The 23,608-nt window shown below is 60.3% G+C and carries 9 protein-coding genes; 7 read left to right on the forward strand and 2 right to left on the reverse strand.

All coding sequences use genetic code 11. The features are described 5' to 3' along the window. Positions 1 to 1,151 (reverse strand): protein kinase (locus AB0I57_RS07780; protein ID WP_358332111.1); only part of this gene is annotated, 1,151 nt, incomplete at its 3' end. Between the two features lie 685 nt (positions 1,152 to 1,836). Here AB0I57_RS07780 and AB0I57_RS07785 point away from each other — a divergent pair. The 3 genes from AB0I57_RS07785 (at position 1,837) to AB0I57_RS07795 (ending at position 12,874) form a co-directional block, all read left to right on the forward strand. Beyond that, a complete protein-coding gene (locus AB0I57_RS07785; protein WP_358332114.1) occupies positions 1,837 to 7,314 on the forward strand; it encodes a DUF4011 domain-containing protein in 5,478 nt (1,825 codons plus the stop codon). 125 nt (positions 7,315 to 7,439) lie between these two features. Then, positions 7,440 to 11,285, forward strand: a complete 3,846-nt coding sequence (locus AB0I57_RS07790; protein WP_358332117.1) for a GTPase — start codon at positions 7,440 to 7,442, stop codon at positions 11,283 to 11,285. Beyond that, positions 11,282 to 12,874: a GTPase domain-containing protein gene (locus tag AB0I57_RS07795; RefSeq protein WP_358332120.1), complete on the forward strand. Its 1,593-nt coding sequence runs from the start codon at positions 11,282 to 11,284 to the stop codon at positions 12,872 to 12,874. Before AB0I57_RS07790 ends, AB0I57_RS07795 begins: the two co-directional genes overlap by 4 nt. An 85-nt stretch (positions 12,875 to 12,959) precedes the next feature. On the opposite strand, the gene AB0I57_RS07800 is transcribed toward AB0I57_RS07795, so the two are convergent. Continuing rightward, positions 12,960 to 15,683, reverse strand: a complete 2,724-nt coding sequence (locus AB0I57_RS07800) for an AAA domain-containing protein (RefSeq protein ID WP_358332123.1) — start codon at positions 15,681 to 15,683, stop codon at positions 12,960 to 12,962. Between the two features lie 1,302 nt (positions 15,684 to 16,985). Here AB0I57_RS07800 and AB0I57_RS07805 point away from each other — a divergent pair. From AB0I57_RS07805 to AB0I57_RS07820, 4 genes are all read left to right on the forward strand, one after another. Continuing rightward, on the forward strand, positions 16,986 to 18,140 hold the full coding sequence (locus AB0I57_RS07805; protein WP_358332126.1) for a cysteine desulfurase family protein: 1,155 nt from the start codon (positions 16,986 to 16,988) through the stop codon (positions 18,138 to 18,140). A 3-nt stretch (positions 18,141 to 18,143) separates the two neighbouring features. Then, positions 18,144 to 19,220: a DUF4007 family protein gene (locus AB0I57_RS07810; RefSeq protein WP_358332129.1), complete on the forward strand. Its 1,077-nt coding sequence runs from the start codon at positions 18,144 to 18,146 to the stop codon at positions 19,218 to 19,220. Between the two features lie 350 nt (positions 19,221 to 19,570). After that, a complete protein-coding gene (locus tag AB0I57_RS07815) occupies positions 19,571 to 22,666 on the forward strand; it encodes a hypothetical protein (protein ID WP_358332132.1) in 3,096 nt (1,031 codons plus the stop codon). Next, the gene (locus tag AB0I57_RS07820) at positions 22,659 to 23,507 is read left to right on the forward strand and encodes a phosphoadenosine phosphosulfate reductase family protein (RefSeq protein ID WP_358332134.1); all 849 of its coding nucleotides are present in this window, start codon (positions 22,659 to 22,661) and stop codon (positions 23,505 to 23,507) included. The genes AB0I57_RS07815 and AB0I57_RS07820 overlap by 8 nt, the downstream gene beginning before the upstream one ends. Positions 23,508 to 23,608: the final 101 nt, after the last annotated feature.

Below are 23,608 nucleotides of genomic sequence, written 5' to 3' on the forward strand. Positions count from 1 at the left end.
TCGGCCTCGGCTAGGTCGCCGCGATTGCGCAGTTGTTTACCGAGATTCACCATGCACCAATCATTGCCGGCATCTGCGCCACGCCGATACCACATCTCCGACTCAGTCAACTCGCCGCGATTCCATAACAAGTTCCCGAGAAGACTCATCCCCTCCGCGTCGTCAGCCTGTGCGGCGCGTCTAAATAGGGCTTCGGCAGCATCAACCTGTCCATCGTCGAGAAGTTGTCGTGCCCGGTCGACAATTTCCGACAGGTCGGTGCTTGCTGTGCCACTCGTGTGAGGCTTGTCCTGAGCACTCCGATCGCGGAGAGACAAAGAAACCGCTCGCGCAAGCATCGTGGTGGGGTTTTCGCCCAAGTCGACAGCATGCACGGCCTGAGCGAGTGCACCGGCAGTTCGATATCGGTCACTCGGTTCTTTGCACATGCCCCGTGAAATAACAGCGTTCAACGATTCGGGCAGCGTCGGAACGAGATCGTTCGGGCGTGGAGGCTCCGCATTCAAGTGTGCCGCCACCAGTTGTGCGGTGCTGGTCGCCTCGTGGAATGGGTGGCGACCGGTCAAGCTTTCGAACAAGACCATTGTCAACGCGTAGACATCGACGCACCGGCCGGACTTGCCATCAAACTGCTCAGGAGCCATGTAGGCCAACGTTCCTGTACGACCATTCGTATACGCGCTCTGGTCGCGGGCAATTCCAAAGTCGATCAGATACATGTGGCCACTGTCGTGGATAAACATATTCGATGGCTTGATATCGCGATGTACAAGCCCTGCTTGATGTGCCCTATCCAGTGCGGACGCCGCTTCGCGGACGAGTTGGACGGCAGTCGATAGGGGGAGTGGACCTTGCCCGCGCAGGAGTGTTTCGAGATCGACTCCGTCCAGCAATGGCATGTCGATATAGAGGCGGCCGTCAATCTCTCCAAAATTGTGAATCGGGATGATATTAGGGTGTTGCAGGCGCGAAACAGCCCGGGCTTCCCTTTCGAATCGCTCTCGGTAGCGCGTGTCCTCGGCGTATTCGGATAGCAGCACCTTGACCGCTACTTCGCGATCGGTTGCGGTGTCGAATGCCTTCCATACTTTGCCCATCCCGCCGCGGCCCAACATCGTGTGTAATCGATACCGGCCGAAGAGCTCCTCCATGGCAAGTACTTTAGAAGAGCCCACAGACTCCGGATGCCGGAAGGGCATGTAATACACATGCGGTCATCGAACGACTTCTGTCAGGTTTCATCGGGAACTGCCAGGTGGACTCGCATCTGTTCACGTCCTCGCGCAACGAATTGTCGTGTCGCCACTTTCGTTGCTGACGTTCCAGCGGGCGTCTACTCAGGTGCGCCGATCAATTCCGAACGTCACGTTCGCCGACTGTGTGGACGAGCTGGTCGCGCGCCACATCGGACCGCTTTGAGGACCGCAATTGAGGATTTTCAATCTCGCTGTCGATCCAAGAACTCAACTGCGAGGTGATCTTGTCGAGTTCGGCTACAGCGGAATCGCAGTTGACGAGCTGCGGAGCACGGTCGAGCCGAGGAGAACGGTAGCCGGCGGCGGATTCTGAATCCGGCTAGAGACCCGTCGTCGAGTTCTTAGGCGAGTTCGCGGATTTCCCCAACCAGGTTGGTCAGGTGCTCGGGAGCGAATGTGGATTCCGGCATAGGTCAAGTCTCGAGTCGTGCTCAGCATCAGTCGATGCGCTCTGCGTTCGCCAGACAACCGTTCGAAATGTTGCATGCGTGGCGGTGATGGCGTAAGCAGTTTCGTCGGGGTTGTTGTCAGCCGGGATCGCTAGAGTTCACCCGCTGCATATTTCGGGAGGGGATGCAAGGTGGGGCAGGTACAGATCGATGGGCAAGACGTCGTCGCCGTGGATGGCCTATCGGACGAGGTGTTGAGCCGACTAGTTCGTCAACTCGAGGCATGGCAGCAGGACCTGCTTACGTTGGATCGGCGTCAGCGGCTCCTGTACTTCAAACACACGAAGAGCGCTTCCCTCGAGATTGGGTCACCGCAGGGCAGTGACCTGCTTGCCTTGGTCTCAAACGGCGAAACCCCGCTCCATCCGGCCGCCGATGAGCAAGAACAGTCGCCGACACGGTCCATCACAGTGGCGAACAAGGCTGCTGACACGCTGAGGACGGCGTTGCGCAGGCTGGATCAGCAGTCGCAGCAAACGTATGCAGACAAGGGCGTGTGGACGCTGTATCTCGGTATTGGCATACTTCGCTGGATCGACCCGGGAGACGGCGCCCCGGTCGACAGTCCGGTCCTGATGGTGCCCGTTCAGCTGAAGCGGACAGGTGCGAACTCGCCATACGTGCTCTTCCGCGGCGACGACGACATCTCGCTCAACCCCGCTCTGAAACTGCAGATGGAAGAGCTCGGTATCGCTCTTGATGACGTTGACCCAGACACGCCGGACATCAAAGGGCTTTGGGACGCAATTAATTACACGATCAGCGACCGGGATGGGTGGGAGCTGGTCGAACGGACCGTGTGCTCCACGTTTACGTTCCACAAGGAGGCGATCTTCCGAGACCTGCTGAATAATTCGGAAGCTGTGGCTGGGCATCCGATGGTTCAGCTTCTTGCTATCGGTCCGGACGCGCCGGCAGCTGGCGATTTCGCGTTCGAGCCCGCACCTCTGGCCGTGCTGGATGATGTCACGCCACCGGAACGGATGCATAGCATCCTCGACGCCGACTCGAGTCAGCGCCGCTGCATCCTCGCGGCGGCGAATGGTAAGAGCTTTGTGATGGATGGTCCGCCCGGAACCGGCAAGAGCCAGACGATCGCCAACATGATCGCGGAGCTCATGGCGACCGGGAAATCGGTCTTGTTCGTCAGCGAGAAGGCCGCGGCACTAGATGTCGTCCGAGACCGTTTGCGAGATGCAAAACTGGAGCAGTTCCTTTTCGAGCTTCACGGAAATGCTGCTACCCGCAGGGCGGTTGCACAAGAACTTGCCGACACTCTTAAGACGCGTCTCTTAGCACCACGCACGTTCACCGAGCTCGATGCGGGACGGCTTGTGCAGACCCGCGAGGAGCTCAGCGCATTTGCGCAAGCCATGAACGAGATCCGTTCTCCATTGGGGATGTCGGTTTTTCAGGTCGTTGGCCGAATCGAATCGCTCCAGGAACACGTCGATGCCTCCGCAACGCCAGGGTCGCAAGGATCGGATATGAAGCCCGGGGACCTCGCGGCCCTCCGCGAGCACGCCGGTCGACTCGGGAAGCTTTGGCATGTCACCGAAAGCGGTGAAGATTTTCTGTGGCGTGGGCTTGAACGCGACGATCTCGGTTCCCCAGAGGCTCGTGAACTCAAACGAGCCGCGGGTGACTGTGCCGCCGCAGGGTCGGCGCTCTCGGTCCGTATTGATACCGTTGATGCTGAAACGAACCTCAAGCTTCCCCGCGATTCAGAGGGGGTGAAGATCCGATCGAACCTGCTGCGACTCCTTGAGAAGCGGGTCCAGGTTCCTGTGGACTGGTTCACCCGGGACTCTCTCGTTCCGGCGCGGGAGCGCCTCGAGCAGGCTCGATCGGCCGTCGAAAGACTCTCGGCGGGGATCAGCGACCTGGAGAGCACGGTCGGTCCTCGATGGGATGACATCGATGAGGCCTGGCTGGACCCGATGTTGGAAGGATCTACGGATACGCTGCTCGGAATCTCGGTGACTCCGAGCTCGATCGATGTCCTGCGTCAGCAGCTCGCAGACGTCGCCGGTCAAGTAGAGCCTCTCGTTGCGGATGCGGCTCAGCTGGCGACGCTGCTCGGTGTGCCGACGGAGGGAATGACCGCCGGGCGTGCGAGCGAATTGGTGGAGCTGGCGTTGCTCGGAGCGGCTACTGAACGCCCCGAAAGCAGGTGGCTCAATGCTGCATTGCAGAACCAGATCTCCGAGTCTATTGACGCGATGGACAGCCTCGTCGAGCACGCGCGACGCCGCGCGGATGCCATGCGCGACCACTTCACACCCGACGCGCTCGAACTGGACCTCGCGGCGTTAGCAGTACGGTTCCGAGAGGTGCACACCGGCTTCCGAAAGCTATCGAAGGCGGCTCGCACTGATAGGAAGACACTCCGTGCCGTCACCGTGACGGGCAAGGTGAACAAGGACCTGATCGCCCGGCTCGACGAGGCGGCGAGCTGGCAGCAGTCGACCCGAGAGATGGATGCGGGTGCGAAAGTGCACTCGCCCCGTCTGGGCGCCTCCTACGACGGCTTTGCGACAGATTTCGACGCTCTCCGCGCCGCGCTGGAGAACGCACGCCGAGCAACTCAACTTGCCGGTGTGGAGGTTGATTCGGTCAAGCTGGCAAGCCAGCTCGATCGGAACGGCGTGCCGGATCCGGCCTTGGTCCTGATTGCGCAGCGTCTGTCGGGACTACTCGAGAGTTGGCGTGCAGCCACGGGAGCGTTGGGTGATCATCTGCCGGCTTCGGCGGGCGAGAACGGGCCGATAGATGAGGTCGGCCGATGGGCGATGGCAGCGAACGAGCGGCTTGCTCCGGTGCGCTCCGCACTGGGTCAGGTATGCACGGTTGCGCAGGACCAGATCTCGCTCGGACTTGCCATCTCCTACGTCAAGGCGGCGTCCAATGTTCGGGCCAGCATGCGCGAACTCGCGGCGGACTCAGCAGGGGACCGCGCCCTGTTCGGCGACGTCGAGCTCGGCATGGACTCTGATTTCGCCGGAATCGCGGCTGGGCTGGACTGGGCCGAACAGGTTCGCTCGGCGGTCGGGGAGCGCATTCCCGATGCGGCCGCGAGCCGTTTCGCGTTCGTCACGATGCTGGCTTCCGAGATGGACGAGGTCGCCGAACGATGGCACCGTGCATGCGGCAACCTCGTATGGCACTTCTCGTCAGCACGTCAGGCAGAACTCGAAGTCGATCTCACCGCCGATGTCGACGATGCCGTCGAGCTACTGAGCGAGTTGGAGCGCACAGCGGTTCCGGACATCGAGAACTGGTGCGACTATGAGAGAGAGCGGAAGTGGGCCGAACAATCCGGGTTCACGCCGGTACTTGCAGAACTCGCGAAGTCACTGCGGTCCCCTGAAACTGTCGCCCAGTCGGTCGAGTATGCAGCCCTAGAGGCGTGGGCTGACGAGACTGTCCGGCTGGATAAGAGGCTGGCGGGTTACCGGGCGAACGACCGTGATGGTGCGGTTGCTCGGTTCCGGCAGCTGGACCATGCACTCATGAACGACGCCTACGTACGAGTGATTGAGCGATGCAACGATCGTGCGCCGCGTTCATTGACTAGCCGGGCAGCGCAGGTGATCATCCGTGAAGCGGAGAAGAAGACCCGGCACAAGCCGGTGCGTGTACTGCTCGACGAAGCCGGGCCCCTGGCGCAGCAGCTCAAACCGTGTTTCATGATGACTCCCCTCACGGTGTCCCAGTTCCTGTCGTCAAAGATGCAGTTCGATGTGGTGATCTTCGACGAGGCCTCGCAGGTGTTGCCCTCGGACGCGGTCAACTGTGTCTATCGTGGCCGGCAGCTCATCGTCGCTGGCGACCAGAAGCAGCTGCCGCCCACAAGCTTCTTCTCCTCGTCCACTGACCCAACTGACGACGAGGAGGGTGACGAGATCGACGTGTTCCAGTCCGTTCTCGACCTTGCCAAGGGGACCGGAGGACTGACGTCACTGTCCTTGAACTGGCATTACCGCAGTCGGCATGAGGATCTGATCACATACTCGAACTACCGCTTCTACGGTGGGAATCTCTTCACATTTCCCAGTGCGGTCTTCGACGCACCGAACCTCGGCGTAGAGCTGATCCCCGTCAACGGTACCTATCGACGGGGTACGAGTCGTGACAACCCTGTCGAGGCGGCCAAAGTGGTCGAGCGGGTGTTGTACTTCGCCGAGCACCATCCGGATGAGTCGATCGGTGTGGTGACCTTCTCGACCGCCCAAGCCGACTCGGTCCAGGCCGAGATGGAGCGGCAGTCCGCGGAATATCCACGGCTCGTCGGCCTGCTTGGCGACCACAATCGGCTCGACGGTTTCTTCGTCAAGAGCCTCGAGAACGTGCAGGGCGATGAGCGTGACGTCATCATCTTTTCGCTCGGGTACGGTCCGGACGAGAACGGCAAGTTCACGATGAACTTCGGCCCGCTCAACCGAGATGGCGGTTGGCGCAGACTGAATGTCGCGATTACTCGTGCGCGGAAGCGAGTCGAGATCGTATCCTCGTTCCGTGCGGCTGACATGCAGGCCTCTACCAATAATGGTCTTAGGCACCTGAAGCAATACCTTGACTTCGCCGAGCGCGGACAGAAGGCGCTTGCGCTCGACCTCAAAGACAGTCTTGGCGACGTCGAGAGCCCTTTCGAAGAGCAGGTGATCGATCGTATCCGGAGCTGGGGGTACGACGTCATCCCGCAGGTCGGCGTGGCAGGCTACCGCATCGACATGGCGGTGAGGCATCCCGACAGACCGGGAAGCTATGCGATCGGGATCGAGTGTGACGGTGCGGCCTATCACTCGTCCCCGACGGCCCGTGATCGAGACCGGTTGCGCGAGTCGGTGCTTCGGAACCTCGGCTGGGAGATTCACCGAATCTGGGGGCTGAGCTGGTGGCGCGACCGCGAAGTCCAGGAGAAGAGGTTGCGGGCCGCGATCGAGCAGGCGATCGCCACCGACGGGACGGTTACCAAGGTGACTGCCGACCGCGAGATTGCCACACCTGATGTTCAAGTCGTCGACGTCGACTTCGATTCGAAGCCCGATTGGGTGTCGGACTACGACGTGTTCTGCGACTACGACGGTTGGACCGGTGACGTCAAGACCTCCGAAGGTCGGCGGGACCTGCGTAGGTTCTTCAAGCAGGCAATCAAGGCGGAGGCTCCTGTCCACAAGGAAGTACTGCTCGAACGGTTCAAGTACGAATGGGGGATCAAGAGTCTCCGGGCAGCGAAACGGATGATTGCGGAAGACGTCCTTCAATCCGTGGAAGTGGATGGGTATTCGGTCGCCCCTAGTGAAGACGGGGTTTGCCGAATCCCGGGACCATCGAAGCCTGTCGTGCGGATCCCCGCTCCGGGATGGCCTGTGCGCAAGCTCGAGCATGTTCCCCCTGAGGAACTCGATCTCGCGGTCGCACACATAATTCAGGACGCGCACTCGATCGACGTTGATACGCTCGCGCAGCAGGTCGTAAGGCTCTTCGGCTGGCAGCGTGTCACGGACGACGTGCGGTCTATTACTGAATCATCGGTAGATCGGTTGCTCGAGGTAGGGGATGTGACACAGATGGGGACGGGGGAGCTGTCGGTGGTGTTCGACTGACGCCAATGGACTGAGGAGCCTTAGGAAATCGTTGCGCGCAGAAGCTTCAGCGATCCGCAGTCGGTTCCTCCGTGTACAACAAACAACTATCTCCTGCTGTGGGGGAGGATTGAGGGGGAGGGCAGGTGGAGGAGTCCGCGGACTTGCTAACGGATGCCGTTGAGAGGGCTGTCCGAAGTGGCGAGCGTGAACTAGATGACCTCGACCAGGTGGTCGCGTCTATCCTCGAGGCCGTCGAGGGACTCGAGGCGGCTACGGGGTCGGAGATCGGGTCTGTTCTCGAGCTCGAAGAAGAAGTCTTCAAGGCCATTGAGGGGTTCGGTGAGAAGCTCTTTGCCCACCTGGCGAAGCAACGTGAATTACTGTCCACCTTCAACATTGCGTTCTTCGGCAGGACGGGTGCAGGCAAGAGCACGCTCCTTTCGGCATTCGGGGAACTCGACGGCGCGTATGTGTCGCCCGGCGAAAGCGACTGGACTACGAGCGTCGCAGAGATTGACTGGCGTGGATGCCGACTCTGGGACACACCGGGCATCAATGGTTGGGGCCGCACGCAAGCGCGCGCCGACCTCGAGGAAACCGCCCGGCGTGCGATTGAGGTCGCCGACACGGTGCTGCTGTGTTTCGACACCCAAAGCCAGCAGGCATCGGAGTTCGCAAGGGTCAGTGAGTGGATTCGCGAGTACGGAAAGCCCTCAGTGGCTGTCTTGAACGTGCGCAACCTACGGTGGCGACACCCCGCGAAAGTTGCCAGCGAATCAGCGCGAAGAGCGCTGTCGCAGAGCGTGCGTGAACACGTCGATAATGTCAGGACCGAGTTGTCCAGAATCGGCTTGCCCGCGACCCCGATCGTTGCCGTCCAAAGCCGGCGCGCATTGTTTGCTCGTGCCGCTACACCTTTCAAGGGGCCAGCGGTGGCGAACTTTGAGTCGGACCGCGCAAGGTTCGGCGTCGAGTACCTGTCCCGCTGGTCCAATTTCGCCGTCCTCGAGGAGCTGATCGTCGCCTCGATTGATGAAGGCGGGGAAGAGCTACGCAAGACCGCGTTGCGCGAGGGACTACGTGGAATGCTTGAATCCAAGGCTGATGATCTCGATAGGCTGACACAAGACCTCGAGCAACGAATCGACGCAAACGCGAAGCGCATCGAGGATCTTCTCGACGTGCTGGGATACATCGAGGGACTCGACCGGAAGAATCTCCTCGGCAGTAACGGCACGGACCCGCTCACTTCCTTCGAGTCGGCTCGTGGCGTCCGTTTAACATCCGCCCGCGAGGGCCGTCTCGATCGATACGTCGACGACCTGCTGAAATCACACTTGTCCGGCCCGCGTGAAGACTCCCTGAGAAAAGCTGACGAGCTGGTCAATTCTGCATTCCGTGACGGCAAGCTAGTCAGTGAACGCTGCTTCCGTAGCGCCGTCTACACGAGAGCTGATATCGATGCCGCTCTATCGGAAGTGAATGAATCGGCTTCGGCTTTTCTCTTGCGGGAGCTGCAACTAGCTGTTCCCGCTGCGGCTCCAGTGTCCGGGCTTTCTGTGGAGTCGGCAACGGTCGACGGTAAGACGGGTCGGATGAAGGCCAATATGGCAAGAGCGATGAAGTCTACGGGTCTGGCTGCAGGCGCTGTAGCTGGCGTTGTCGTGGTGCCCGCGGTCGTCAATATCTGGAACCCTGGCGGGTGGGTTGGAACCGCGACAGCGTTTGGGCTTCGTACGGTCGCACAGGCGGGCAGGCATATCGGATCGCGCACTGCGAAGAATGCTGAGCGCCAGCGCACTCGAGAAAAGTCGGATGCCCTGCGGGCATCCAGGAAAGCGGTCCACCAGATGTACGACGGGATCGTTCGAGAATCACTCGTGGAAAGTAGGAAGTATTCATGGCAGGCGGCTGCGCCAATCCTGCGAGAAAGACTGATGGAGTCGCTCGCGTTGATTGAGAAGCGATCGGCCGTGAGCGAGTTGACGTTTTGCCTCCGCCAGGCATCGTCGGCAATACCGAGGTCGGATGGCGCCGAGGAAGTTGTGGCACGGGCACGAACCCGTGTGCTGGAACGACATGCTGACTCGCTGCCAGGCGAATTCGTATCAGGCGGCACCAGTGATACGGCCCTTGGTCGATGTGTCTGGTTGGGGGAGGACTGGCTTGATCACACTGAAATCTCGACCGACGTCAGACTGCCCGATCAATTGCAGCAGTTGATCTTCAAGGAGCAGAGCGCGGCTGATCGCTACGATCTCGAACAAGCGCTGAAACGTGCATGGGACGTCGACTCACACTCCGCCGCTGTCGAGCTCGCGCGTACCATCGATGACTTCATCGCGAGCGATTCGCGACTTGCTGAAAAGATCGGAAGCCTGCCCGATCGTCTGGACGGAAAGCCAAGCGTCGTTGTTCTGGGTGACTACAGCTCGGGGAAGTCCAGTCTGGTCAAGCGGCTTCTCGCGGAGCTGGGTGGTGAGGTCACGGATCCCATGAAGATACATGGGAATGCGGCGACCGACGCCGTGCAAACCTATGATCTAGGTGGCATTCAACTTGTCGACACCCCAGGTTTCCAGAGCGGCAAACGCGACCTCGATGAACTTGCGTTGGATGCCGCTAGTGGCGCTGCGTTGGTGTTGATCGTGATGCACGTAAACCTACTCATCGGGGACATGTCGCTGCTCGAGGCGATCGTCAACGGGACGGAGCGCACTGTCGCCAAAGGTTGCCGGACAATCTATCTGATCAACCGATGCGATGAGTTTGGTGTTGACCCCCTGTCTGCACCTGAGGACTTCCTGCTTTGCAAGCGTCGGAAGGAAGCTGAACTCATCACTGCGCTGGGATCGCGTGGTATTCGGGTGGATCCAATTCAGGTGCATACTTTGTCAGGGGATCCGTTCGGGGAGGTCGGTGGACGGACAGGCGTTAGTCGTGCGGACTTCAGTCAACACCGCGATTGGGATGGAGTTGATCCACTGGCTCGCGTCCTAGACTCGTTCTCGATGAGACAGGGGTGTGCGGGTGCAGCCGGAGCACGCCTAGATGCGGCGATCACTTCCCTGCTACAGGTACGAAATCAGATCGGTAGCACGTTGCGGCAACTCCGATCAGACAATGAGGTGCGAGCCTCGCTGCTCGAGTCGATCGAGAATGGCCAGCAGGATGGCAGTCTCTTGATGTCATCGATTCACGAGCGTGTACGTCGCATCGTTGAAACGTATTCGGCCATGGCCAGGGAACAGGTAGCCGCTGCTGGTGAAGCGGACATCCACAAGCTCGCTTCGACGTCCAACTCATGGTGGGCCGACGAAGGACTCGAGTCCGATCTCGAACGCGTCGTGAGCGACTCGTGTAGGGAGATTGATGATTGGTTTCGGGATCACTCGTCGATCATCGGTCGAGAGATGGAGTCCATCAGCTTCACGGCCAAGGCCTTCGCCACCGAGGATCGATTCACAGGACCACAGGTTGCGGGGGCGACTTGGGGGAACTTGATCGGAAATGCTGCCAACTATGGCTCGGAGGCCGTGCGGAGGATCGCCAACCGGGATGCCGTCTACGGGATCGGCAAGGCACTCGGAGTCAAGTTCAAGCCGTGGGGTGCGGTCAACACGGCCGGCAAGATGGCCAGGGCCGCTCCGATCGTGGCTGCGGTCGGGATGGCCGCCGACGGTTACGCAATGGTCAAGGACGAGCGTGCAGAGAAGGATCGCGAAAAGCACCGCAACGATGCGATCAACTTCATTTCCCGTATGGACGACGAACTGGTGACTCACGTGCTGGAAGGGGAAGCCAACGACGGTCTCTTGCCTTATCTCCGTGAACGTACTTTGGCGCTAACTGAACACAAGAGTCAGCTCGAGCATGGACAGTCGGTGACGAAAGCCGAGATCGAAGCTCAGGAGAAGCTGCTTTCGGCCGTCGAGCTCTGGCTGGCCGAGGGTACGAACCTGCGTCACCGAGAAGGGGGTTGCGAGTGATGGAAACGGATGTGCGGCAGGTGAAGGAGTGGCTCGAGCGGCTACCTGGCGGGGCCGCTGTCGGCGAATACACTGAACGGTGGAATGGTTTCAACTCGACATCCAAGCCCGTAGTGACGATTTTCGGATCGTATGACACGGGCAAGAGTTCGCTGATTCGCCGAATTCTTGTGGATGGCGGTGTGCCAGTTCCGGAGTGGCTGACCATCAGTGGACGACACGAGACGTTCGACATCAACCAAGTGGCGTGGGCCGGATGTATTCTGCGGGACTCGCCAGGACTTGCAGTTGGGGCAGACGACGTGCGCGGCAAGTCGAATACGGCACTTGCTTGCGAAGCCATCAGCACAACCGACGTTGCCATCATCACGGTTACTCCCCAGCTGGCGACGGGTGAACGTGACATGCTCATGCAGATCATCGATGGTGGCTGGACAGCGGAGGGTTTGTGGCTGGTGATCTCGCGCTTCGATGAAGCGGGAATCGATCCGGACGACGATCTTGAAGGCTATCGCCAGCTCGCGCACCGGAAGATCGAGGAACTCAGGGATTCCCTCGAAGTGTCGGCCGATTTTCCCGTCCATGTGGTTTCGCAGGACTTTGCACAGATCGCTGGTGCGTCGCGAGACGTGGCGCCTGACATCTGGGACGACTCACGGGCATGGGACGGCATGGATGCTCTGGCACACGATCTCGCGTGTGTCGGAGAGCGAGACTTCGCTGCGATCAGGGGGGCTACGGAAGAACGCTACTGGCGTCAGATTGGGAGGACTGAGATAGCGAAACTGAGACTCCAGCTGGCCGAGTCGGAGGCACTCCTTGCCCAGGCCAATGACGTGATGGCTCGGCAACAGCAGTCCCTCACTGCGCTCGATGCCATCGATAGTGCAGCGCGAGCAGACTTGCATGGCACGGTGCGACAGTCGGTCAGGACCGCATTCGCCGGCGGGTCGCGGGACGCAGCAATCGCGGACCTGCAGTCAACGCTCGGCAGCTGGTACAAAAAGCACAATCGAAGCCTCGATCGCCTCTTGCAGGACGTGAAGAAGTCTGCTCAGCGACAACAGAGTCAGCCCTTATGGCGGCAACTCGAGGAAATGATGTCGGCATTTCGGGACGGTGCGGACCCTGCACGCAGCACCCAGGTCCAGGGGATCGCTACATACGTGAGCAGAATCGGTAGCCCGCTGGTCGAAGCTCTTCGCAAATCCGGGAGCATTCGCCCCGTCGGTACGGGGAGGAGCTCTAGGAAGGTCGCCGTAACCGGGCGGAGCTGGTCACTCGAGCAAGGCGCTGAAGTTGCAGCTGCGGTGTTACCGATTGCCGTCGAGATAGCTCGAATGATCGATGACCGCCGAGCCAGGCGGGAGTCAGAAGCACGGGAACGAGAGGCCGTCCAAGCTCAGGAAGACCTGACTAGAGAAGCCACCGACCGTGCTCTTGGAATATGGACGGAGCTGGTTAGTGAGATCCGGAACGATATCTCCGAAATAGAAGGGACACACTCGGTTGTGCTTCCCGAAGAGCTACGTGACTGTGTTGAGCAACTGCGCGCCGCGATTGTTGAAGGAGATCGCATACTCGGGTGAGTTCCTGATAGTTGAATCGTCTTGTTTCGGTGGTGAGTCCGTCACACTTCGTTCGGAGTGGTCGCACCGGCGTTGTGGCCTTCGACTAGCGACGTGAGTTCGCTCGCTTGCTCATTCGAGGGTCGTCGCACCTCCTGCAGGCCGACCAGACACCGGCGCGAGGTCCGCCCGCGGCCTCTTCCCGGACAAGCAGGCGTCCGCAGGCACACGCCTCAGCGAAGTCTCCGCTGCCGGGTGAGTGGGCAGTCTTCCTGCGCAGCAGGGCACGACGAACTGCCGGGGCGAGTCGGGAGCTTGCGGTGCGCAACACCCTACCCGGGTCCGCGGCGAGGAGAGGGCTCGATGCTGTCCACAGTGTGTCGCCGACAACCGCCGTCGACTCGCGGATTGGGCTGCACGGTCGCAGGAACACCGACGAGTACCGCAGTGGGGCCAGGACGTCAGGTAGATCACCGCTTCGAGATGGCTGGTACCAGACCGACACCGGAACCTCGCCTGCCACGTCGGCGAGTGCGTCAACGACGGGACGTGCGGTCCTCGGGTCGAGATCACTGGACCAGATGTCTATCGCGTCTCTCGCTACCCCGATGTCGGAGATCAGCCGGTCCAGGCCCAGCTCCTGAGTGGTCGGCGAGCCGGACAGGGTGACAACGTCTTTCCATGTCAAGAACTCCGCTTCGGCAAGCGAGGCCGCGGTGAACTTGCGGACGGCGTCGACGGTGGTTCGACTGCGGTGGATGCGGCCGAGATCGGCGACGAGGATCAGCTGATCGCGGGCGCGGCTGGCGGCCACGTTGATCAACCGGGCGCCATCACTGCCCGAGTGTCCGCGCGCGAACCACTGGTGGAGCTTCATCCCGCCACCAGCGGTGTCGACGGCGTCGAACAGCACCACGTTGGCCTCACCGCCTTGGAAGCGGTGCACCGTCGATGCCGCATGCCTGGCACTGGACGGGTCCAACAGTGCGGCGAGTAGTGCGGCCTGGCTGCCGAAGGGGCTGATGAGGGCTGCAGTGACATCTTCGCTGAGCGTCGTCATCAGGGCTGCGGCGAGCTGCGCGTGCATGGGGTTGTAGCGGGAGTGCAGCCCGTGCTTTCGCGCCGCTCTAGGGGAGAGCGCGGAGCTGTCGAGCACCAGAATCGGCGCGTCGCTGAGCGCGGATGTGACTCTGTGCCGTCGGATCACCGATTCGGCGGTTGCGAGCCGGTGCTCTGGATAGAAGCCGTCACTGACGGACTCCGCGATTTTGAGGTGCATCCGATGTTGGACGTCGAGGACCGCAAGGTTGGGAAGCGGGCGTCCGGCTCGCACGGCCGCGTCGATTCCGGCGCTCTCGAACGAGCTGCGGCGCAGCCACAGCTTGGCGTGTGGCTCCTCCGAGACGGAGACCGGCGGAAGCTGGCGGAAGTCGCCAGCGATGACGGTATGTCCACGGCCGAGGCCCGCGGCGAGCATCGTCATCGCAGCGGAAACCATGCTGGCCTCGTCAATGATGACGACATCGAAGACCGCGTCGGCGAGGGTGTCGAGTACCGCCTGGTGGGTGGTGGCAGCAACGAGCCGGGCCTCACGACAGACCTTCCGACGCACGTCGGCGAGGATCTTTCCGAGTTCCTTCGACATCGCACGGTTTCGCGCGATCTGGGCCTCGATGGCGCGCACTCGGTTGGCATCGGCGGGCACATCCGCGTCCTTGGGCTTGGTGATCCGACGGAGTTCCTGTCGTAGCTCGCGGGTTTCTTTTTCTAATTCGACGCGCCGTGCGGCGACGGATTCGCCACGCATCGCGGTGACCTCGTCCGTCAGTACCGGGACCGGACGTCCGGTGAGCGCGTCGGTGGCCGGCTCTCCGACTCGAACCACGTCACCGATTTCGAAGCCGTCGACGTGGTTGAGGAAGCCGGTAAGCGCAACGTCCACAGCTGCGTTCGTCGGGGCGGTGAGGAGCACGCGTTTTCCCCTGGCCAGGAGCTCGCGGATCAGGACCGACAGGGTAGTGGTCTTACCTGTGCCGGGTGGTCCCCACAGCCAGGTAAGGCCGTCGCCGAGGCCCTGACACACCGCATTGCGCTGGGCCCTGTTCAATTCGGGGAGCGCGGGTGTGTCGGAGGCAGGCGCGCCGGCTCCCCGTCCAGGTAGTACCACGTCGAGTGCAGCTGTGGTGTGAAACTGGCCCACGTCGATGAGCAAGCCTTTGAGTCGTTCTAGCTGCCGGCCGAGGAGCCATGACAGGTCGCACCGTAACGTCGCAGATTCGAGCTCTGGACAGCTGTTCGATACTGACAGGCTGATTTCGGTGCCATAGACGGCCACGACTTCGACCTCGTACTTATCGAACTGAGTGATAAGCGTTGCAGTCTGGCCCTCGCGCGTCGGAGCATCGCCTTGCATCTCGAATCGCATCACCTTGCGAGCTTCGGTCACCGCGACGGACGTTCCCCGAGTCAACGCGACGTCGTGAGTAGACCTGGTTCGAGTCACCTCGTTGTGCTCTGACGTGAGAGCGTCCGCCGCCTTGGTAGCCACCGTCTGCCATTCGGGGTCGAGAGGGGCGTTCCACTCCTCGGCTTGTACGTCGTTGAGATCGGCTGACGCGCGTAGTCGGGCGAGTTCACGCTGTTCGCTGCGTCTCAGCGAATTTGATCCTTTTCGCGCTTCGTGTACTCGCGCCGTGCTGCTGTCGGGCTCGGTGTTGGGCGGGGAAGATGCCCACCCGGTGGGTATCCAGCTGGTTTGCGTTGAATCTAGTACGGCGAGTGCGTGTTCATGGCACGCGAAGTAGATGTCGGTGTCTTCGATTCTGCGCAAACCCGCTTGCTCCAGACGGGCACGAAGGGCCGAGCTTTCGATCGGCCCTTCCGAGAAAATCGATTTGAGGGTAGGGATGAGTCGGGACGGGTAACGGCTCATGTAGTCAGCCTTTCGATGAGCATGGAGATTCCCGCTGGCGGCATCCCTGGGTGTCTACCAGACTGCGGCGACAGCCGCGTGACCGTGTCTCGGATGGTGGCGTCGGTCTGCGCTGCATGCCGTCGTCGCCTCGATGGTCTGGTCCTCGATCGACCAGATACTCGGGACCGCACAGGCATCTGAGTACGGATTCGCGAAATCGGCCCGCGGGTTCCGTGTGGGGTGATGACGGTGCTCGAATCGGACACGATGTCGTGGTAATGAACGACGAATCACGTTCCCTGCAGGGGCGGCCGGACGATGTCACACGATTTGTGACTCTCGCACGGTCGGCAGTCACCCCAGCCGGGTGAAACGCGCTGCGACGTGTGAGCATTGGCAGGAGATGCTCTTGGCAGTACCGGCGCCCGGTAGCGACTTGATGACCAGTCGCTTGTGATCGTTGACTACAAGCCGGACGTCAAAATGTCGGCCCAGACGCCAGAGGAGTACTGGGCGCAGTTGTCGATCTACGCCGAGCTGTCGGGCCGGGTGGCCGGGGAGCGGAGCAATGCCCTCGTACTGGTGTTCCTGCATTCCGGGGAAGCCGAGGTGTTGGAGCGGAGATTCGAGGTTCTTCCAGACCAGGAGGGCGGACCTTCCGATCGAACCCATAGTGAACCGGCCCCGGCGTACCCGGAGCCTCGGCCCCTCCGGCCGTTGAGGATCCGGACGTTCCGGGTAGCGACGCCGACCATCGATGTGATCTCGAGCACCCTTCCGTTGATCGTTGAATCGTGGAAATTCGCCCGATGCGGCTGTCTGTCCCCACAAATTTTCGGATTCCTTCACCGCGCCGGAATTCATTCCCGCTGCAAGGCGCTCGTCGTTGAGCGGGGCCGGACAACACCTCGAACGTGGCGACGATCTCCTCGCCGCGGCGACACCCGCCCACTCCCCGTCGGCAGGCCGGAGTACCGGTTGCATTCAGGTACTGCTCCGATTCTCTTTCGCCCTTACCAGGGCTGATGAGACTTTGCAGCATAGTGGACCCCCTTCGGGGAACAGGTCAAATCTGACTGGTAGGCCTCCGGACTCGCGAGAGCGATTCAACACACTTCGGTGGCATCTGTCGGAGGCATCTGCAATGGTTACCGACTGTCAACGGCGCCGCGCGCCTCCATGGGGATAGAAAGCTAGGGCTATAGGATCAGTGCCGCCATGATTTACCTCGATTACAACGCATCAACGCCAGTTGACCCGCGGGTGGAGACGGCCATGGCCGAAGCTTCGTCGCAATTCGCCAATCCCTCGAGCGTTCAGCACAGGAGCGGTCAGGGTGCCGCTGAGGTGGTTGAAGAGGCGCGAAGTCATGTCGCAGACCTAGTCCGCAGGCCTGCACGGGACATCGTGCTGACCAGTGGGGCTAGCGAAGCGGCTGCGCTTGGAATAATCGGTGCTGCACTGGGTGCGCAGGCGCGACCGAACATCGTCGTTGCGGCCACTGAGCACAAGGCCGTTCTCTCAGCTGCCGATGTGGCTGTCAAACTTACCGGTGGGGAGGTAAGGTGCGCTCGCGTCGACCGGTCTGGGATGGTAGATCTTTCACACATCGCGGAGCTGATCGACGACACGGTCTCGGTTGTTGCGGTGATGGCCGCAAACAACGAAACCGGGGTCTTGGGGCCCTCGGCGATCGCATCAGAACTTTCTCGACATCATGGCGCACTCCTTTTCTCTGACGTAACCCAGCTTGCTGGTAAGGGCGACATGTCGGACGTCGTCAATTGCTCTGACCTGCTGGTGTGCAGCAGCCACAAGGTTTATGGACCCAAGGGTGCCGGTGCGCTGGTCGCATCCCGACACATACAGCGACGGCTAGTCCCTATCTTCTCCGGAGGCGGGCAAGAATTTGGACTGAGAGGCGGGACGCAGAACACCCCGGCGCTAGCCGGTTTCGGTCGAGCGGCTCAACTCGCTGTGAAAGAACAGTCCGCCGACACACACCGGCTAGCACACCTCGCGGACAAGTTGTTGACCGACCTACGTTCTCGTCTCAGCGACATCGAAGTGAACGGGATTGAAACAGAACGACTATCCAACACCCTGAACCTGCGATTTTGTGGCGCCGACTCTGAAGCAGTCATGACTTCGATGCCACATATCGCCGTCTCTTCTGGCAGCGCGTGCCAATCCGCAACACCTACTCAGTCCCATGTACTGCTTGCAATGGGTCTGACTCACACGGCGGCGTCCGAGTCGCTGAGGATCTCACTCGGACGCCCCACAACGCTCGATGAAGTCGCACACGCAATCGATGAGATTGCATCAGCGGTGGTGCGTGTTCGCGAGCTGACAACGCGATCGGAAGGCTGATCCATGACCCTCGAACAATCCGCGGTCCCGACGTTCGCGAACCATCAAACGTTCCATCCGCGCTTTGGATGGATCAAGAAGGGCTATGACTCCGCAGCGAAGAACCCCAGCGTCTTCGGTCTGCCAGAGGCGCCAGTCGAACTTGGTGTCGGAAAGAACATGGTTGAAGCAATTCGGTTCTGGTCCTCGGCGACCAGAGTAATTACTCGGAAGCCTCATCCAGAAAGATCGCGTGTATCCATCTCAGTGCCCACGCAATTCGGCCGGGCCTTCCTGGACGAAGAATATGGGCTGGACCCATTCATGGAAGATCCAAGCACGCTGTGGATTCTGCACTGGCAGGCCATATCTGCCGAAACCATGCTGCCGATATGGCGATTGGCATTCAACGATTTCAGTGCAGTCGAGTTCACCGAGGATGAGTTGCTGCAGTACTGTGTTGACGAAGTCGCGGCCACAACGTGGCAACCGCCCAAGGAATCAAGCATCCGGAAGGATGTGGACTGCCTTCTCCGCATGTACACACGACGAGAAACGCGCGGGCGGCAAACCCTGGACGACGTACTTGATTCGCCCTTCCGCGAGTTGCAGATCATTCAGCCTTCTCCCGGCTCCAGAAACAGCTTCCGATTCGTTCGCGGTGAGAAGCGTGGCCTGCCGGCGGCTGCGATCACATACGCGTGCCTCGACTACATGAGCCGTGATGCTGGTGGAAGCAAAACCATCTCGATCGATCGACTTGCCGTCGATCCCGGCTCGCCCGGTCGGATCATGAAACTGACTGCGGAGAACATTGTTGACGCGATCGCCCAATCGGCTCGGGAAGTGTCCGGGATCAAGATTGCCCGGCCAGCCGGAGCGCAACAATTGACTGTCGACTCGCCTCCAATCGAGGTTGCTCGCGAGGTGATGTTCGAGCACCACAAAAAGAGACGCTCGGACCTCTGGGGGGCCGAGAACATCGTAGTTGCGGGGCCGGCCGCAAGGCAGGCCTATCCCGACGATGTGCCGGAACGAGCAGTGAAGACGGCGCAGGAAAAGAAGACTCGAAGAAATTCCGCGAAGGGAACCGCAGCATGAGTGCACTCTCACGACACGTACGCCCGCGCCCGCGGTTCAGTCGGTCAGCGAACGTGGAACGAGACCATGGTGCTCACGCCGTTGAAGGGTATGTCCCGACAGGGCGCGCAATCGACGTCGTCGGGAGGATCGGGCGAGGGCTTGCCGATTCTGCTGCAGGACGCACACTTTCGATAACGGGACCACACGGTGGCGGTAAGTCATCCCTGGCCGTGTTTCTTGATGGGCTGCTGTCTCCAGACAGTGCACCCGAGTACGCTGAATCTCACGCAATTCTGCGCATGGTCGATGAAAGCGTCGACACTCTGATTCTCCAGGGATTGCGAAGCCTGGGAATTCAGGGAGAAGGAATGATTCGGGCTTTCGCAACCGCGAGGACTGAACCCGTTTCGTCCACTATTGCGCGTGCGCTACATTCCGGTGCTGAGCGCACTTTCGGGTCTACGCAGACCATCGTCCCCGACACCTTCGGTGACAGTGAAGCTAGTCGAACGCTGACGACGGACGACATTCGGGACACCATCAAACGGATGTGCGCAACTCGCCCGATGATTCTGATCATCGACGAGTTCGGCAAAAACCTCGAGGCTTTCGCCGAATCCGGTCACCTGGGTGATCCGTATCTCTTGCAAGAACTAGCAGAACTAACTCAGGGCGACGATGCGCTTCCATTGGTGATAATTACCATGCAACACTTGTCATTTGACGAGTACGTCCAAGAGACATCTGCGGCGCGCAGACGCGAATGGTCCAAGGTGCAAGGACGTTTTCAGGACATCCCCTACGTCGAAACACCCTCTCAGTCTCGCCGTTTGATCGTTGGCAGTTTGGAGCGTACGACGACGAAAGTCGGTAGAGCCGCCGAAAAATGGATCAAAGCTAACTCGACGGCATTCGAGCACCTCGGTCTGCGTGATCTCCTAGAGGACGCGCGGGATGCCATTCCGCTGCACCCTCTTACACTTGCGGTTCTTCCGGATCTCTGCACGCGTTACGGTCAGAACGAACGAACATTGTTCTCCTTCATGGGTGGTACGGAACCCCTCGCCGTACCGGCATTTCTCGACAGTTCCGAATGGAATCCGAGGCAACCGCCACCGCTTCTCGGGCTTGACCGGGTCTATGACTACTTCCTCGATTCCGCCGGAAGCATGATCGGGGTCTCCGATAACGCCAGTCGCTGGATGGAGATCGAAACACGCATCAGGGACACCGTCGGCCTCACTTCTGCGGAGCTTCGCGCCCTGAAAGCTATCGGGGTTCTCAATCTAATTTCGAGCGGTGGGAGCGTACGAGCATCACGACCTATGCTCGAGTTCGCGCTTCTTACAGGACAAGACGGCTCGAGCACCCTCGATGAGGTCGGCAATGTGCTGACCTCACTCGAGGACAGGGGGCTGATCGTCTACCGAACCTTCTCTGACGAGTACCGAGTTTGGCAAGGATCTGACTACGACCTTCGGCGCGCTATTGCCGGCGCCAAGAGGCAATGTGCAACGAAGGATCTCGCGACGCTGCTGAATGAAGTGACACCGTTGGAGCCGGCTGTGGCTGGCCGCCACAGCCAACGGAACGGCGTACTGCGAATATTCGAACAGAAATTCAGCAATCTAACGCCCACTGACCTTCAGGTGCCAGGTGCTTCTTGGGATGGCGTGGTCCTTTATGCGACCTCCGACAGGCCTCAGGAGTCGTCGGAGTTGGACACCCCAGAAAAGCCCATCGTGGTGATTACACCCGCCGATTTCAGTGCCGTTGAGGAGGCAGCGCTGGAAGCAGCAGCCTTACAGCTCGCGCTCCACTCCGCGGAGGATGAGAACGCAGACTGGGTGGCGAAGCGCGAGCTTCGCGAGCGAACAGCGGCTGCGCAGCAACAGCTGCGCAGTGAGATTGGTCGCACTTGGAATTCGCACGCCAGCTGGGCTTTCTTCGGTCATGACATTGCGTTGGCGCCCGAGACCGGTCTCTCGGCGGTGTTGTCGACGGTTTCGGACCTGGCGTATTCCGCAACCCCTCGCGTGGCCAATGAGATGATTGCCAGACGCGAACTCACAAGCCAGGGAGCCAAAGCTCGTCGCGTGCTCATGGAAGCGATGCTGACGAAGAGGGACCAAGAGGCATTTGGCATCGAGGGATATGGGCCAGAACGAGCTATTTACGAGGCAGTTTTTCGTTCGACAGGGATGCACCAAGCGGGCTCAGAGGGTTCTGGGGAGATTCAGGCTCCATCGGATAGACGTTGGAAGAGCGTGTGGCAGATAGTCAATTCTGCGTTCGAGGATGCGAGAACTACCCGGACGAATCTGCTCGAAGTCGCTAAGCGGCTAACCGAGCCACCTGTCGGCCTGAAGGAGGGCATTATCCCCCTCCTCATCGTGGCGAACCTTCTCGTCCGTGCCGACGAGATCGCCTTGTATGAGCACGGAAGCCTCGTCCTGTCTCTCGACGACGCCGTCGCCGAGAGACTTACCCGCAACCCAGTCCACTTCACCGTCAGGAACACCGGAGTTGATAGCGGAAGCAGGCGCATCGTCGTGGATGCGCTCTCCGACGGTCTCAAGATCACGGCGGGCTCGCGAAAGCCGACGTTTCTCGATGTTGCAACCGCGCTCTTCCGAAAGTTACGGCTGCTGCCTCCGTACGTGCAGAAGACGAAGAGTGCGGTTTCGGAAGAAGCGCTGCAGGTGCGTAACGCGTTTCATAACGCGTCCGAACCCGATGTTCTTCTTTTCGAGACACTTCCCCAGGTATTCAAGATCAAGCCATTTCCGGCCACTGGCAACGGCAAGCGGGACCTCGCCACGGAGTACGCAAATCGACTTGCGGAGGTCATCAAAGAGCTTGACCGTGCGTATGACGCACTTCTCGAGGACATCGAATCCCACTTGAAGGAGGCGACGGCGGTCAGCGGAACTCGGTCCGAAATTCGCCAACTTCTCGCCGGGCAAGCAGCCAACCTAGACGATCGAATACTCGAGCCTCGGCTCAGGGCATTTGTGGGCGCGCTTGCAAGGGACCTAGACGATCAGGCTTGGCTGGAGAACGTGGCGATGGTCGTCTCGGACGGTCACGCTCCACGCGTCTGGACTGACGATATCGCAAATCGTTTCCCGCTCAGGATTTCCGAACTTGGCGCCACGATGCGCAGAGTCCAAGCGGTTTTGTACGAGCGTCTTGCGGCTGATGCAGAGCCCGACGGCTTCACCATCAGCCGGATGGTCCTTACCCATCCCGACGGCACAGAGCGCACGGAGTTCCTCTCCATCACTGAACGCCAAAGGGAATCGCTCGACCCTCACGTCGAGCCGTTCCTCGAGAAGCTCGGGGCGCTGTTGGGTTCACGGACGGAGGCGTGTCGGATGCTCATGGCAAGGTTGGCCTTCGAAGAGACGGACACCTCTTCTGCATCGCTCGGGAACGACAGGAAGGACATTCACCATGGCTGATTCAGTTCGCCACATCTGTGGCATCAGCGGAGGCAAGGATTCGAGTGCCCTCGCTGTGTACATGCGCGACCGCGTCCCGGAGATGGAATACTTCTTCTGCGATACCGGTGCCGAGCTTCCGGAAACCTACGAGTACCTCGACCGCCTCGAAACGGCGCTTGGGAAACCGATCGCTCGATTGAATCCCAAGAAGGGGTTCGACCACTGGTTCGAGGTCTACCGTGGAACGCTCCCGTCACCCCAGATGCGCTGGTGCACGAAGAAGATGAAGATCGAGCCGCTCGAGGAGTGGATCGGCGACGACGCTGCCGTCTCTTACGTTGCGATCCGTGCTGACGAGTCCGGCCGCAAGGGCTACGTGAGTACAAAGCCGAACATTCGTACGGTGCTTCCGTTCGTAGAAGATGGTATCGATCATGATGGCGTCCTTCGGCTGCTCGATGAGGCCGGAATCGGCCTTCCGAAGTACTACGAATGGCGGACACGCTCGGGATGCTATTTCTGCTTCTATCAACGGAAAGCGGAATGGGTCGGCCTAGGAGAGAAGCATCCCGATCTGCTCAACCGAGCGATCGCCATCGAATCGAAGGTCATGCAGGACGCGGGCGCCGACGGTGACGCATCTTTTGGCGAGTATGCGATGAAGGGCAGGCAGTACACCTGGTCAGGTGGGGAGTCGCTGCCCGACTTGATCGCACGGCGTGAAGAGATCCTCGAGCGGCACGCCAAGGCTATGGAGAGCGCATCCAAGCGGAAGAAGAACAAGCCGGTATGGGATGTCCTCGGTGACGCGCTCGACGACGATGACGATTCAGCGCAATGCTCGGTGTGCGCCCTCTAGGCTAAGGTCCAGTTTCGTTCACATACCAATTGGTCTCGGCAGAGGGGGAGATGCCTTGTGACTGACAAAGTCGGAAATCTGTTGTCGCACTTGGGGTGCGT

Source organism: Rhodococcus sp. NPDC049939 (assembly GCF_040656415.1).
GTDB lineage: Bacteria > Actinomycetota > Actinomycetes > Mycobacteriales > Mycobacteriaceae > Rhodococcus_F.

Excerpts from the sequence above, each read along its gene's own strand:
- AB0I57_RS07810 (WP_358332129.1), top strand. The coding sequence starts at position 18,144 with ATGACCCTCGAACAATCCGCGGTCCCGACGTTCGCGAACCATCAAACG.
- AB0I57_RS07815 (WP_358332132.1), top strand. The coding sequence starts at position 19,571 with ATGATTCGGGCTTTCGCAACCGCGAGGACTGAACCCGTTTCGTCCACT.
- AB0I57_RS07820 (WP_358332134.1), top strand. The coding sequence starts at position 22,659 with ATGGCTGATTCAGTTCGCCACATCTGTGGCATCAGCGGAGGCAAGGAT.
- AB0I57_RS07805 (WP_358332126.1), top strand. The coding sequence starts at position 16,986 with ATGATTTACCTCGATTACAACGCATCAACGCCAGTTGACCCGCGGGTG.